This is a genomic window from Pseudomonadales bacterium (assembly GCA_024234615.1).
GTDB lineage: Bacteria > Pseudomonadota > Gammaproteobacteria > Pseudomonadales > IMCC2047 > JAJFKB01.
In genome coordinates this window covers 670,394-684,516 of record JACKNY010000001.1, presented here as the reverse complement: position 1 = coordinate 684,516, position 14,123 = coordinate 670,394, and the positions used below count along the sequence as shown (strand labels likewise).

General features: G+C 48.0%; 12 protein-coding genes. 3 read left to right on the top strand and 9 right to left on the bottom strand.

Translation table 11 applies throughout. The features are described from left to right. The first annotated feature begins 56 nt into the window (after nucleotides 1-56). The 3 genes from H6995_03255 (at nucleotide 57) to H6995_03245 (ending at nucleotide 5,156) form a co-directional block, all read left to right on the top strand. Complete coding sequence (locus H6995_03255) at nucleotides 57-2,339, top strand: TonB-dependent receptor (protein MCP5214009.1); 2,283 nt, start codon at nucleotides 57-59, stop codon at nucleotides 2,337-2,339. Nucleotides 2,340-2,504: 165 nt separating this feature from the next. Further along, nucleotides 2,505-3,254, top strand: coding sequence for a cytochrome b/b6 domain-containing protein (locus H6995_03250; GenBank protein ID MCP5214008.1), 750 nt, complete (start codon nucleotides 2,505-2,507; stop codon nucleotides 3,252-3,254). 255 nt (nucleotides 3,255-3,509) lie between these two features. Further along, a complete protein-coding gene (locus tag H6995_03245) occupies nucleotides 3,510-5,156 on the top strand; it encodes an NAD(P)/FAD-dependent oxidoreductase (GenBank protein ID MCP5214007.1) in 1,647 nt (548 codons plus the stop codon). A 122-nt stretch (nucleotides 5,157-5,278) separates the two neighbouring features. Here the strand turns inward: H6995_03245 and H6995_03240 are convergent, their stop codons facing one another. From H6995_03240 to ndk, 9 genes are all read right to left on the bottom strand, one after another. Beyond that, nucleotides 5,279-5,929, bottom strand: coding sequence for an MBL fold metallo-hydrolase (locus tag H6995_03240; protein MCP5214006.1), 651 nt, complete (start codon nucleotides 5,927-5,929; stop codon nucleotides 5,279-5,281). Between the two features lie 12 nt (nucleotides 5,930-5,941). Further along, nucleotides 5,942-7,339 (bottom strand): ribosome biogenesis GTPase Der, encoded by a 1,398-nt coding sequence (gene der, locus H6995_03235; protein ID MCP5214005.1) that lies wholly within the window; start codon nucleotides 7,337-7,339, stop codon nucleotides 5,942-5,944. Between the two features lie 138 nt (nucleotides 7,340-7,477). After that, entirely contained in the window at nucleotides 7,478-8,647 is a 1,170-nt protein-coding gene (bamB, locus tag H6995_03230) for an outer membrane protein assembly factor BamB (protein MCP5214004.1), read from the bottom strand. After that, nucleotides 8,647-9,318 (bottom strand): tetratricopeptide repeat protein, encoded by a 672-nt coding sequence (locus H6995_03225; GenBank protein ID MCP5214003.1) that lies wholly within the window; start codon nucleotides 9,316-9,318, stop codon nucleotides 8,647-8,649. Before H6995_03225 ends, bamB begins: the two co-directional genes overlap by 1 nt. A 25-nt stretch (nucleotides 9,319-9,343) precedes the next feature. After that, complete coding sequence (gene hisS, locus H6995_03220; GenBank protein ID MCP5214002.1) at nucleotides 9,344-10,621, bottom strand: histidine--tRNA ligase; 1,278 nt, start codon at nucleotides 10,619-10,621, stop codon at nucleotides 9,344-9,346. Nucleotides 10,622-10,707: 86 nt separating this feature from the next. Beyond that, nucleotides 10,708-11,607 carry a helix-turn-helix domain-containing protein gene (locus H6995_03215; protein ID MCP5214001.1) on the bottom strand — a complete coding sequence of 300 codons (900 nt, stop codon included), beginning with the start codon at nucleotides 11,605-11,607 and terminating at the stop codon, nucleotides 10,708-10,710. A gap of 8 nt (nucleotides 11,608-11,615) precedes the next feature. Further along, entirely contained in the window at nucleotides 11,616-12,401 is a 786-nt protein-coding gene (pilW, locus tag H6995_03210; GenBank protein MCP5214000.1) for a type IV pilus biogenesis/stability protein PilW, read from the bottom strand. 27 nt (nucleotides 12,402-12,428) lie between these two features. Beyond that, nucleotides 12,429-13,550, bottom strand: coding sequence for a 23S rRNA (adenine(2503)-C(2))-methyltransferase RlmN (rlmN, locus tag H6995_03205; protein MCP5213999.1), 1,122 nt, complete (start codon nucleotides 13,548-13,550; stop codon nucleotides 12,429-12,431). Nucleotides 13,551-13,584: 34 nt separating this feature from the next. After that, nucleotides 13,585-14,010, bottom strand: a complete 426-nt coding sequence (gene ndk / locus H6995_03200) for a nucleoside-diphosphate kinase (protein MCP5213998.1) — start codon at nucleotides 14,008-14,010, stop codon at nucleotides 13,585-13,587. Between the last annotated feature and the right edge of the window lie 113 nt (nucleotides 14,011-14,123).

Sequence of the window (14,123 nt, the reverse complement as noted above, 5' to 3'; positions counted from 1 at the left end):
TTCATAAATAACTATCGACATGCATTTTAGTACGTAAACAAATAAGGCACAGAGTAATGATTTATAAGAAAAGCGTCCTGGCTGCCGCTATCGCAGCTTTCACAACTTGCCAGTTTGTACAGGCATCTCAGGAAATGAACACTGACTCTCTCGAGGAGATTGAAGTCCAGGCCACGAGCATCCACTCTCCACATTCAAACAGCATGCATAGCCTGGATCAAAAGAGCATTAAAGCCATGATCTCTTCCACCAGCGATACCGCAAGTCTTTTAGGCAAAGTACCCGGTGTCAATCTCTATAGTGCGGGAGGTGTATCCAGTCTCCCTGCGATACACGGCCTAGCGGACGATCGTTTGCGTATCAAAGTCGATGGTATGGACTTGATATCTGCTTGCGGTAACCACATGAACCCGCCTCTCTCCTATATTGGCGCTTCCAACGTCGGAAGCGCCCAAGTGTTCACCAGTATTGTTCCGGTTAGTATCGGTGGTGACAGTATTGGGGGCTCCATACAGGTTGACTCCCTGGCACCCGAATTTGCTAGCAACGGTGAATCTCTTTTTAAAGGGGAGGCAGGTACCTTTTATCGCAGTAACGGAGATGCTCAGGGAGTTAATATTGCGATGACCTTTGCCGGAGAGAGACTCAACCTGAGCTACCAGGGTTCTATGGATCAAGCCGATAACTACAGTGCTGCTGATAATTTCAAACCGGCTGGCCCTGCCGCGGCTGGCAGGGGTTCACTGGATAATGATGAAGTCGGTTCAAGCATGTATAAATCGACTAACCAGTCGCTCAAGCTGGGGCTACGCATTGACAAAAACCACCTGGTTCAGCTCAAACTCGGGGTACAGGATATTCCCTACCAGGGCTGGCCAAACCAGCGTATGGATATGACTGACAACGACAGCAAGCAGGCGAGCATCAAGTATGAAGGCCAATATGGTTGGGGCATTCTGGAGGCCCAGGCCTATTACGAACAAACCCGCCATAAAATGCAGTTTTATGATGATAAGCTCTATTGGTATGGCCCGAACAATATACCCGGTTCTGATGGGACTGCCTGCATCCCAGCCGGCGGTATGAATGGCTGTGCTGCTGGAATGCCAATGGATACCGAAGGAGAGAATATCGGCTTTTCCATCAAAGGAAATATTACGCTAAGCCAAAATAATCTATTGCGTGTAGGAATTGAAAGCCAACAATACACCCTGGATGACTGGTGGGATCCTTCCGGTAAGGGTATGTGGCCCAATGTTTTCTGGAATATCAACAACGGGCAGCGTGACCGTCTGGCTCTGTTTGCCGAGTGGGAGTCCCACTGGAGCGACCAGTGGCTGACACAGTTAGGGGTACGGCACGAAGAAGTTAAAATGAATGCCGATGAAATTCAGGGTTATAGTCCTCTGTACAGCCCAGCTGCGGAAGCGGCTTTCAACACGGCTGACCGTGACAAGACTGATCACAACTTTGACATCACACTACTGGCCCGTTTCACACCATCGCCCCGCCAAAGCTACGAGTTTGGGCTTGCCCAAAAAACCCGTTCGCCTAATCTGTATGAACGCTACAGCTGGTCAACGCATGGCATGTCGATGCGCATGATTAACATGGTGGGAGACGGCAATGGCTACGTGGGTAACCTAGCGCTGGATCCGGAAGTGGCCTACAGAGCAAGCTTTACCGCCGACTGGCATGATGTCGATCATCAACACTGGGGGATAAAACTGACTGCATACTATACCCATATCGAGGACTATATTGATGCAGAGCGTTGCGCTGTTGCGCTGGGCGGCACCTGCTCAGCTGGCAACCTGACTGAGACCAGTGAGTTTGTTTATCTACAGTTTGTAAATCAACGCGCCCGGTTGTACGGACTGGATCTTTCCGGTCACCTGGCACTGGTTGAATCGCAAAAATATGGCAACCTGGAAGCAAGCGGTGTCATCGCCTACCTGGATGGCGAGAACGATAAAACCGGTGACAACCTCTATAACATCATGCCACTGAACGCTAAATTCGCTCTGCATCACCGTTTGGCGGGATGGACCACTACCGCTGAAATGGAATTCGTCGATCAGAAAGACGAGGTATCGCAGGTTCGCAACGAACTGAAAACCAGCGGTTTCGGGCTTTTCCACCTGCGCGGCAGTTATGAATGGAAACAGTTGCGCGTCGACATTGGTATTGAAAACCTGTTCGACAAGTTCTACAACGATCCACTGGGCGGTGCCTATACCGGTCAGGGCAAGACGATGTCGGGCACTGGTATTGCTTGGGGAACCCCTGTACCCGGCATGGGAAGGTCAGTCTATGCGGGGGTCAACCTGAAGTTCTAATACGCAAGCTATCAATTGATCCGGGTACGGAAAAGTATTTGACCGAACCCGGAGGTCCGCTAAAGTGTAGGCTAAACATCTCTTCGGAAAAGCTGATATTTGTCATTGCCTACAGTCAAACGAAGGGTTTTAATAAGCGGACTGACTGAACGAGAAAGCCGTGTTATGAGTGATTTGAAAACCTATCCCGTCTGGGATGCCAGTGTGCGCTGGTTTCATTGGCTTAATCTGTTATGTATTCTGGGGCTGATCGCCGTGGGTGTTGCCATTCTTAACGCTAAGGCGCTAGGCGTTACTAACGACGGCAAAATTCTGCTAAAAACCATACATGTCTGGATCGGCTATGTATTCGCGCTAAATCTGCTATGGCGCCTGATTTGGGCTTTCATTGGTGGGGCGCATGCGCGCTGGCGGGCGATCCTGCCTGGCGGCAATGGTTATTTGACGGAGTTACGTTGCTATATCTCCGATTTTATTGCAGGTCGGCCACGCCAATATATCGGGCATAACCCGCTTGGCCGAATTGCCGTTACCTGTCTGCTGCTCCTACTGGTGATACAAGCCATCACTGGTTTGGTACTGGCGGGCACGGATTTGTTTTATCCACCCATCGGTTCGTGGATCGCCAACTGGGTGGCCGCCGCCGAAGTTGATCCGGCGTTACTGGTTCCCTATGCTCCTGAAATGTATGATGAGATCGCTTATGAAGCGATGCGGGCATTCCGCAAACCCTTTATCACCATTCATTACTATGGTTTTTATGTGCTGCTTGTTCTCGCCTCACTCCATATTCTGGCAGTGGTAGTAACTGAGTTGCGCGAAGGCGGTAACCTAGTATCTGCAATGTTTTCAGGCCACAAGATACTGAGTGAAAAGCCAGCGGATCTATCTCAAAATGAAAAATCCAAAGACTGAAACCTTTGCATAACATTCGAGCGACCGGTGAGGCAAAACAAAAATAGGATGTTTTAGCGCTAGGTCGCTACCATAAATATCCCGCACCCAGAATTTGAGAAATAGAGAATAGCGCGCAGTAGCTTTAACACTTTCTTTCTGTGCAGTCTTTTAATTCATCGTTTGTTTTATCAATAGATTCTCACACGCACGCCTATCTTCTCATGCTAGACTTTCCTGCTCGCTCTTTCCAACCAAGGTGCCATCAAATCTGCCATGTTACGAGTCAGTGAAATTAAATTACCCCTTAATCATTCGGCTGCGGATTTGCCCGCTGAAATTATTAAATTACTGGCAATCTCTCACCAAGATCTACTGAATTTTAGCATCTGTAAACGCAGTATTGATGCCCGCAATAAATCCAATATCCAGTTAATTTATCAAGTGGATGTTGTTCTTAATAAACCATCCGAAACAAGGGTTTTAGAAGTATTTTTTGATCAGCCATTTGTCAAACCCAGCCCCGACACTGATTATCATTTTGTCACACCAATCAGCAAAGACTTCCCTTCGCCAAACCAACAACGTCCGATAATCATCGGCTTTGGTCCCTGCGGAATGATGGCGGCGCTAATACTGGCGCAAATGGGTCTGAAACCAATCGTGCTGGAACGAGGCCAGGAAGTCAGGCGGCGCACTAAAGCGACCTGGAATTTTTGGCGCAAAGGTATCTTAAATACCGAGTCGAATGTGCAATTTGGCGAAGGTGGTGCAGGCACCTTTTCCGATGGCAAGCTCTATAGCCAGATCAAGGATAAACGTCATTTGAGCCGAAAAGTCTTAGCCGAATTTGTCAAAGCAGGCGCGCCGGAAGAAATACTCTATGTCAGCAAACCACACATCGGTACTTTTAAACTGGTTAAGATGGTGGAAAATATACGCTCCAAAATTATTCGCCTCGGCGGAGAAATACGGTTTGATAGCAAAGTTGAAACCATTCAACTGGAAACAGGAAAACACCAGCATCAGCAAATTACCGGGCTGACCTTAAGTAACGGTGAAACCCTATATAGCAGACATGTCATATTGGCAGTCGGTCATAGTGCGCGCGATACATTCCAGATGTTGTTAGATCAAGGCATCTATATCGAAGCCAAACCCTTTTCCATTGGTTTTCGCATAGAGCACCCTCAAGCACTGATTGATCAAGCCCGCTTTGGAAGTCAGGCCGGTCATCCAATATTGGGCGCCGCCGATTACAAGTTGGTGCATCACTGCGCCAATGGCCGTAGCGTTTACAGCTTTTGTATGTGCCCCGGTGGCACGGTGGTTGCCGCCAGCTCTGAAGCAGGCGGCGTTGTCACCAACGGTATGTCGGAGTATTCACGCAATGAGCGCAATGCTAACTCTGCTATCGTGGTAGGCATTACGCCGGAGCAAGACTATCCAAAGCATGTGTTAGCTGGCATCGACCTACAGAGAACACTTGAAGCCAAAGCCTATCAATTAGGCGGCTCCAATTACAATGCTCCGGCACAGCTAGTGGGTGATTTCCTCCAAAACAGGCCATCTCAGCAACTCGCTGAAGTCTCACCATCTTACCGACCCAATATCACTTTGGGCGACTTATCGGCAGCGTTACCGGAGTTCGCCATCACCGCTATCCGTGAGGCCATTCTGGCCTTTGATAAAAAAATCAAAGGCTTTGCCATGGCCGACGCACTGTTAACCGGTGTGGAAACTCGAACATCCTCACCCATCTGTATTAAACGTGAGGAAAATTTCCAGAGCGTAAATACTAGCGGATTATTTCCCGCCGGAGAAGGCGCCGGATACGCGGGAGGAATACTATCCGCGGGGATAGATGGTATTAAAGTGGCCGAAGCTTTGGCACTTGATCTTTTGAAGGTAAAAGGCAAGTAAGCAACGGCGGATTTTATTACGCTAATACCAACCCTAACAACATTCAGCAAAGGTATTTTGCAACTAGATTACTTTCCTTTTAAACAAACCCTTCCATTCAAGTAACCTCTAAAACCCAAAACCTATTGATTAATAAAGGGGTTTTCGCGCAGCTCTTCTCCAATGGTGGTTGCCGGTCCGTGCCCAGTAATAACCGTAGTATCTTCATCCAAAATCATCAGGCGTTCCCGAATCGAGCGCATAATGGTGGCAAAATCCCCACCGGGAAAATCAGTTCTGCCGATTGAGCGCCGGAACAGTGTATCACCAGCTATGAGTAATTTCTGATCAGCAAACCAATAACTCATTGAGCCAGGTGTGTGGCCTGGTGTATGCAGTGTCACACCACCACAGCAGTGAAGATCCTGGTCGTCATTTAACCACTGGTCGGGGTCAGGAACTGGCTGATAGGGAACTCCAAAGGAATGACACTGTGATTCAAGGGCGTCCCAGAGAAATTTATCACCTTTATGTAGATAGAGAGGTGCACCTGTTGCCTTCTTGATTTCACCAGCCGCCAGGATATGGTCAAGATGAGCATGAGTGTGGATAATCGCAATGATTTTCATACCCAAGGCTTTTACTTCGTCCATAATTTTCTGAGCATCGCCACCGGGATCGATGATAATGGCCTTTTGCGTGAGCTTATCGCCAATGATGCTGCAATTGCACTGCAGTGGCCCGACCGGAAAGGTTTTACGAATAAAGTGTGTTTCTGCACTATCGGTATTCATTGCTGTTCATTCCTACTTTTTCTTTTTTACATGTTTCATCAGACGCTGCTTCTTCTTCACCTGTCGTCCGGTTAACTTGTTTTTACGGCCTTCGTAAGGGTTATCCCCTGTCTTGAATTCAATAAAAATGGGAGAACCTTCAACACGCAACTCTCGTCGAAACGTCCTTTCCAAATAGCGCTGATAACTATTTTGTACTGCTTCTGTTTGATTGCCGTGAATGATAATTCGCAGCGGATTGGAACCACCCTGGTGCGCATAACGCAATTTAATACGACGCCCTTTCACCATATGCGGCGCATGTTGAGCAACAGCCTTTTCTAATAGCTGAGTAAGCTGATTGGTGGGCCATTTGCTCATGGCTGAATGGTAGGCACGATCAATAGAGCCGTACAATTCCCCTACACCAGAACCATGCAGGGCGGAAATAAAATGGATTTTTGCGTAATTAACAAAATCTAAGCGCCGCTCAATTTCTTTTTTTACTTTCTCTTTATCGTCATGCTCCATGCCATCCCATTTGTTCAGCGCGATAACCAGAGAGCGTCCGGCATCCAGTACAAAAGACAGCATGTGTAGATCCTGATCAACAATTCCCTCACGTGCGTCAAACACCGCAATCACTACATTTGCATCCTGAATTGCCTGTAGTGTTTTAACAATCGAGAATTTTTCGACGGTTTCTTTAATATTCTTGCGTCGCCTTACCCCAGCGGTATCAATCAAAGTATAAGGTTTATCGAAACGCATATAGGGTATATAGATACTGTCTCGCGTGGTGCCTGGCTCATCAAAAACCACCACGCGATCCTCGCCCAGCATGCGGTTAACCAGTGTGGATTTACCAACATTCGGCCGTCCCACGACCGCTATCCGTATGCCACCCTCGGCGTTTTCGCCATGCTCTGCTTGCTCCGGCAAGTCGAAGTCGCTCAGTACCGCATCGATCAAACTGCGCACACCACGGTTTTGCGAAGCCGCAATGCAATGGAAATTAACCATTCCTATTTCATGAAATTCAGCAGCAGCGGCGTTTTCTTCTCGCCCGTCAGTTTTATTAACGACCAGATAGGCGCTTTTATCCAGTTTACGTAGATGCTTGGCAATCATCTGGTCCGCTGCGGTCAAACCGGCCTGTGCGTCAACCAGAAAGAGTACTGCATCTGCCTCTTGAATAGCCTGCAAGGACTGTCCGGCCATCATTGAGTCAATACCCGTTTCATCACCGCTGATGCCACCAGTATCAACCACGATATAGGGGTGCGAACCAACTTTACCTTCGCCATACTTGCGGTCGCGTGTCAATCCGGCATAGTTAGCTACCAATGCATCGCGAGATCGCGTCAGACGATTAAAGAGTGTCGATTTGCCCACATTAGGGCGACCCACAATAGCGATGACGGGGACCATGCTTATAAACCTACTGGGAATTCTTTATTAGACGAGCGCGCAAGTGCTCCGCTGGCAGCGACGCACTGACGCAAAGTGCTTTATCTTGAATACTCTAGACACCACAAGCGCGCCACAACTATCGTATTCAGTTAATTTTTACTTCTCAACAATTTTCAATGCAACAATTTTGCCGCTGTTACCATAGATATAGAGCATATCTTTTCTTGCTACCATGGTACTGCGAATGCCATCACCATCAATTTTCTTACGCGCCACAAATTGGCCATCTATCTGAGACATAAAATGTACATATCCCTCAAAATCACCTACTACCAGATAATTCCCGAAAGTGGTCGGCGCAGTAACCTGTCGGTGATTCAGGTCACTCTGCTTCCATACGTTGTCACCGGTTTTCTGATCCAAAGCATAAATATTATCTTCGGTATCAACCACGTAGAGATTGCCAAAGCCTTCGTCCGGCCCAAGATAACTGGATATTTCTTTCTGCCATCGCATCCGTGCAGTATTCAGTTCAATCGCGCTTACCTTGCCTTGAAAACTGGTGGCGTAAACTACATCACCCTGCAACAGCAAATCACCATCCACATCCGTCATACGCTCCAGTTCGGAGCGCCCACGAGGCACCGAAAGTCGTTTTTCCCAAGCGGCTCGACCAGAAGCGGCATCCAATGCCACCACTTTACCATTGGCGAGGCCAATCACGACGACATTGCCGGAAACCACCGGGCTGCTGCTACCTCTCAAAGTAAGGGCCGGTAGGATACTCTCGTAAAACCAACGTTGCTCACCCGTGGCCTGATCTAATCCATAGATTTTCTCATCAAGAGTTTGCACCACCACAATTTCGCCGTTAGTTTTCGGCACCGAGAGGATTTCACTGGATACATTGGCTTGCCATGCTCTGGAGCCATCCGCCTGATTCAGTGCAATGACTTTACCATCTTTGGTTCCTAGAAATAGGTAGCCGAAACCTGCACCAACACCACCGCTGACCGGCTCACGTAGCTTTACGCGCCAAGCGTTTTTACCCGTTTGACGATTTAATGCCAGCACTTGGCCACTGACATCGGCGATAAAAACCTTACCTTCATCAATACCAGGTACTATTTTGATGTACTTTTCACCTACGCCATCACCAACATTGGCGGACCATGCATTTTTTACCTGTAATTTTGTATCAAAATCAACTAGCGGCGCTGGTTTTGGGCCTTCATCGTCATCGGCAAAAATGCCTCCGAAAAAGCCGCAACCGGAGATGCTGGAAATCAACAACAGGGCTATCGTTAATCGCAATGTCGTTTTCATCAGCTATCCCCCTGAGCCAAATCATTTAATTTTATTTGTAGCAACGGTCGCTGGACACCACTGCTTTCGGCATCAGCGATGGCTTTTAGGTAAGCTGAGCGAGCTTCGTCCAAGCGTCCCAGGCTAACATAGATATCGCCTTTTGCTTCTTCATAACTGGCGCTGTGGCTAGCGGCAACGGGGCCCTCAAGCAAAGCCAATGCGCGTTTTGCATTATCTTCGCCACCCTGTGCAAAAATTACCCGCGCCAGTCGCAATTGCGTGATCAGATAGATTGAGGTGCCTTTTTCAGTCTTAGTTAAAGCCCATTGCAATTCCTGTTCAGCCGTCGTCAGCTCATCTTTCACGACAGCCTGCTTCGCAGCGATCAAGGCAGCATAGATAGCATAGGTGGAGTTGGTATAGTCGGTTTTTAACTGTGCCACCAGGTGGTTGATGGTCGCCGAATTCTCATCGTTGGGATTCTGCTCAGCAATTGAGACAGCATCCATGAGGTCAAAATAAATATTTGAAGCAGCCTCGCCCTCACTTTGCTTATGATTCTCCCAGCCCTTGTAGCCATAAACGGCCATCAGCGCCAATACGATACCTATCAGCAACGACTTGCCGTTTTCCTGCCACCAGCGCTTTAAGGCCTCAATTTGTTCTTCTTCGGTACGATAAACGTCCACCTACTTGCTCCTATTCTCACTTTTACTAATTCATCAAGGGTCTCAGATAATCTACTAATTGTTCGGCTTTCAGCCTTACCTGCTCACCATTTCCACGTAAAGGTTTCACTGATAATTCGGCGGCAGCTAATTCATCTTCGCCAATGATCAGTGCGTATTCGGCCCCGCTCTTATCCGCGCGCTTTAACTGCGTTTTAAAACTACCGGCTCCGCAATTCGTCTGCACCCGTATGTTGACCAGTGCATCGCGTAACTGCTCAGCGATTGTTAGCGCCCATCTTTGTGCGTCACCGGCGGCACTAACCAAGTATAGGTCGGCTACTTTATTGACATCAGCGGGTTGGCGCTGCAAAGTTTGCAACATTAACACTAAACGCTCAATACCCATAGCAAAACCGACCGCAGGTGTAGCCCTACCGCCCAGTTGCTCTACCAGACCATCATAACGCCCCCCGGCACAAACGGTGCCCTGCGCCCCGAGATCATCGGTAATCCATTCGAATACCGTTTTGCTGTAATAATCCAAACCCCTAACTAACCGTGGGTTAACCTGATAACGAATGCCGTTGTCATCCAAAATCTTCCTTAATTCACTAAAATGCTCGGCAGAATCCTGATCGATATAATCAGCGAAGTTAGGCGCATCATTAAGCAGTTTTTGTGTTCCAGCGTCTTTACTATCCAAAATACGTAGTGGGTTCGAGTTCAAACGGCGTTGACTGTCCACATCCAAATCTTTTTGATAGTCAGCCAGATAATCAACCAGTTGATCACGGTACTGTTTTCTTGCCTGCGCAGAGCCAAGAGAGTTAATTTCCAAACGTACACTATTGTCGATGCCCAACTCCCGCCACAGTCGAGCACTAAGCAAGATTAATTCTGCGTCAATATCCGGTCCCACCATGCCAAAGGTTTCCACACCGATTTGGTGAAACTGCCGATAACGCCCCTTCTGTGGGCGCTCGTAGCGAAACATAGGGCCGCTATAATAGAGGCGTTGAATTTGGTTAAAGGTCAGTCCGTGCTCTTCGCAAGCCCGTACACAACCAGCCGTTCCTTCTGGGCGCAAGGTCAAACTTTCACCATTTCTATCGTCGAAGCTATACATTTCTTTCTCGACAATATCCGTGACTTCACCTATAGAACGCTTAAATAATTCGGTTTGCTCAACAATCGGTAGCCTAACCTGTTGGTAGCCATAGCTCGATAACACCCGGCGAGTGCAATCCTCAAGAAACTGCCAGAGCGGTGTTTGTTCCGGCAGAATATCGTTCATACCACGTATTGCTTTTATTTTGCCCAAAACGGGGTTCCTTCGTCATTCATTGAATATTAGGGGGGCTATGTTAACCGATACAGGCGCCGCTTTATAGAATCGCGAATCCACATTTATTGCAGTTTGAATTTAGCGGTGGCGCGTCTGTCTATGTACTCCGTCAGATCAACCGGAGCGTCATTATAGGTTAATTCGAGCGCCGCTGGATTTCCTACCACCAAATCAAAAATATCTGTTGTCATGAGCTGTAATCTTTCCCCTGCTTTTTTTGTGCCGGTATACAGACGCCGACCGCTACCGTCTTTTACCTCGATCCAGCTATCCTGATTAAATACCGCCATCAAACGCCCCCCCTTAATGGTTGGAGCATTTCCATTCTCTGCAGACATGACCTCTTCGACATTGCCGATTTCAAGATGACTCTCTTGCATATCTGCCATTGGTGATGCATCTGTGGCTTCGCCAAGAAGACTTTCCTCCACAGCACTTAATGGCAAGGCATTCTTTTCGTCTCTAGCGGATTGAAGCCCCTCAGCAGTTGGGTTAAGGGTATTTTCTTGCAGCCCCTCCTGCCCCTCACTGGTTACACCTGACTGATCCTGTTGAGTACGCCACCAAAGCGTTGACAGAGCAAGTACCACTACAAGGATCGCAACGGTAACCCCTTTTACAACCGGATCACTCGGTTTTACCTGTTTAGTGACTCGCATAAAAGGGCCGTCTGGTGCGATCAAACCATCCACATAGACTTGATAACGCTCTAGCATTGCCGCCTCGGAAAGCGCTAAACATTTGGCATAGTTACGAATATATCCCTTTGTAAAGGTCGCTGTAGGCAGACGTTCGAACTGCTCCGTTTCGATAAACTCGATATAAGATATCGTTAAATTCAACCTAGCAGCAACGTCTGCACGACTGAGCCCGGCGGCTTCGCGCGCTGCCATGAACTTGGCGCCACAGTCCGCCGCTTGAATGCTTTCCCCATCCTTAGTGTGCAGTTTTGGCCCAGTCATTAAGCTACTTATTTTTGAATACGTCGATATTCATCTGAGTTGGGGAACATGTTTTTCAACATTAGGAGATAGCTTGCTTCTTCATTTTTATCGTTATTACTACGCGCCAACTCGACGCCGAGCGCGAGATTTCGTGGTGAGTTAGGGGTAAACCTAAAGCGCACCAGCTGTTGATGTTGACGATGATATTTTGTGCTGGCGGCAATATTACCCTGTTCAAAATAGATCAGTGCTGCCTCCAGCAGGGCGCGGGGCTGTGCGTCATTTATCGATATCGCGCGCTCAAAAGCCGTGAGCGCATCGTCCTTGCGGCCTAGCTCCAGATAGCACACGCCGAGGTTTTCATAAACAGCAGAACGATTATCATAGAGCGTATCTTCGCCCGCCTTTTCAAATTGATGACAAGCTTCCGCATACCGCTTTTGACCAAACAGGAATGCCGCGTAGTTATTGCGAAAGCTGGTTCGATCAGGTCCGTACTGCAACGCTTTCAAAAAATGCTGATCTGCCAAAGCCGATTCCTGCTCATTTTGAAATAATATGGCTAGTGCATGATGAACATCGGGAGATTTAGCATCAATCTCTAATGCGCGTTTGAGTGGTCGCCTAGCTTCCACTGTTTTACCCTGTTGAATGTAGCGCAAACCGAGCTCAGTGTACTGTTGCAGTGCTTTATCTGAGTCAGCGTTATCGCCAAAACGTTTGCTCTCGGTAGTAGTAACGCACGCGGTTAATAACAGTGCCGAAATTGTCCAGCAGAGTATTTTAGTCATGAGCTGAGCTTTGCGATTCATGGAATTTCCTGCCATTGTTCTAAATTGTTACAGGTTCGCCATTGCTATGTGGCGGGCGCTTCGTTTCGTTTTATCCTCTACCTGCCCCACCAATTGGCCGCAGGCGGCATCAATATCATCCCCACGCGTAGTGCGCATGGTCGCCGTATAGCCCGCGTTCGCTAAAATTTGCTGGAAGGCCAATACTACCTTTCGCGGTGGCCGCTTATAGCGAGTATTGGGAAATGGATTGAAAGGTATCAGATTAATTTTGCAGGGCAGACTGCGTAATAATTGCGCCAGTTGCCGTGCCTGCTCAGGCTGATCATTCACACCGTCAATCAGCGTGTATTCTATGGTAATGACACGTCGCTCACCCATCACCTTAAGATAGCGCTGGCAGGCAGCGATCAGTTCCTTAATGGGATATTTTTTGTTGATTGGCACCAGCTCGTTACGCAGCTCATCCGTTGGAGCGTGCAAAGAAATTGCCAATGAAACATCGGTCACCTCTCGCAACCGATCAATTTCAGGCACGACTCCGGCCGTGCTGAGAGTGACGCGCCGTTTGGAAATGCCGTAACCCAGGTCATCCATCATGATTTTGATCGCTGCTACGGCATTATCAAAATTCAGCAATGGTTCGCCCATACCCATCATCACGACGTTACTGATGGTTTTATAATTTGTACCCTTCACTTTTGCCAGGGCTTTGCTGGCAATCCAGACTTGACCGATAATTTCCGCCGCCGTCAGGTTGCGATTAAACCCCTGCTTTCCCGTAGAACAAAAGCTGCAATCAAGCGCACATCCAGCCTGTGATGAAACACAAAGCGTCGTCCGCGCGCCCTCCGGAATAAGTACCATCTCTACGCAGCTGCCACCATCAACCCGAATCACCCACTTGGTGGTACCATCTTCTGAACGTTGCTCGTGCACCACTTTTGGTCCGCGAATTTCAGCTACTTGAGCCAAACGTTCACGCAGAACTTTACCAACATTGGTCATTTCATTGAAATCAGATACGCCATGATGATGTATCCATTTCATGATTTGCGCGGCGCGGAAACGTTTTTCCCCGACCTCAAGAAAAAATGCCTCTAATTGCTCAAGGGTCATGCCTAACAGGTTGGTCTTACCTGCTTGTGCCGAACTAACTGTAATAGACATAGCCATTATTCGCGGGGGCCATCAATAATATGAATTAGCGTGCACAAATTTCATTGGGTTCAAAGAAATAAGCGACTTCGCGCGCCGCTGACGTTGGCGAATCGGAACCATGCACCGCATTAGCATCGATAGTTTGTGCAAAATCAGCTCGAATCGTACCAGCTGCCGCTTCTTTAGGGTTGGTCGCACCCATTAGCTCACGGTTCAGAGCTACGGCATTTTCACCTTCCAAAACCTGCACTACGACGGGACCCGAGGTCATAAAGCCAACTAAATCTTTGAAAAAAGGACGCTCGCGGTGTTCTGCATAAAAGCCTCCGGCTTTCTCGTCGTCCATATGCAACATTTTCGCAGCAACAATTTTTAAACCGGCTTTTTCAAAACGACTGTAGATTTCACCGATAACATTTTTGGCTACGGCATCGGGTTTAATAATAGAAAGCGTACGCTCAACGGCCATTGATTTTAAATCTCCTGGAAATAATTTAATAAAATGAGTGGATAGTATTCAAGATCGCGGATTATAAGGGTTTTTTAGTAGAAATAGTATGAAAAGTCTTTGCCCACACCGCA

Excerpts from the sequence above, each read along its gene's own strand:
- H6995_03255 (MCP5214009.1), top strand. The coding sequence starts at position 57 with ATGATTTATAAGAAAAGCGTCCTGGCTGCCGCTATCGCAGCTTTCACA.
- H6995_03250 (MCP5214008.1), top strand. The coding sequence starts at position 2,505 with ATGAGTGATTTGAAAACCTATCCCGTCTGGGATGCCAGTGTGCGCTGG.
- H6995_03245 (MCP5214007.1), top strand. The coding sequence starts at position 3,510 with ATGTTACGAGTCAGTGAAATTAAATTACCCCTTAATCATTCGGCTGCG.
- H6995_03240 (MCP5214006.1), bottom strand. The coding sequence starts at position 5,929 with ATGAATACCGATAGTGCAGAAACACACTTTATTCGTAAAACCTTTCCG.
- der (MCP5214005.1), bottom strand. The coding sequence starts at position 7,339 with ATGGTCCCCGTCATCGCTATTGTGGGTCGCCCTAATGTGGGCAAATCG.
- bamB (MCP5214004.1), bottom strand. The coding sequence starts at position 8,647 with ATGAAAACGACATTGCGATTAACGATAGCCCTGTTGTTGATTTCCAGC.
- H6995_03215 (MCP5214001.1), bottom strand. The coding sequence starts at position 11,607 with ATGACTGGGCCAAAACTGCACACTAAGGATGGGGAAAGCATTCAAGCG.
- pilW (MCP5214000.1), bottom strand. The coding sequence starts at position 12,401 with ATGAATCGCAAAGCTCAGCTCATGACTAAAATACTCTGCTGGACAATT.
- rlmN (MCP5213999.1), bottom strand. The coding sequence starts at position 13,550 with ATGTCTATTACAGTTAGTTCGGCACAAGCAGGTAAGACCAACCTGTTA.
- ndk (MCP5213998.1), bottom strand. The coding sequence starts at position 14,010 with ATGGCCGTTGAGCGTACGCTTTCTATTATTAAACCCGATGCCGTAGCC.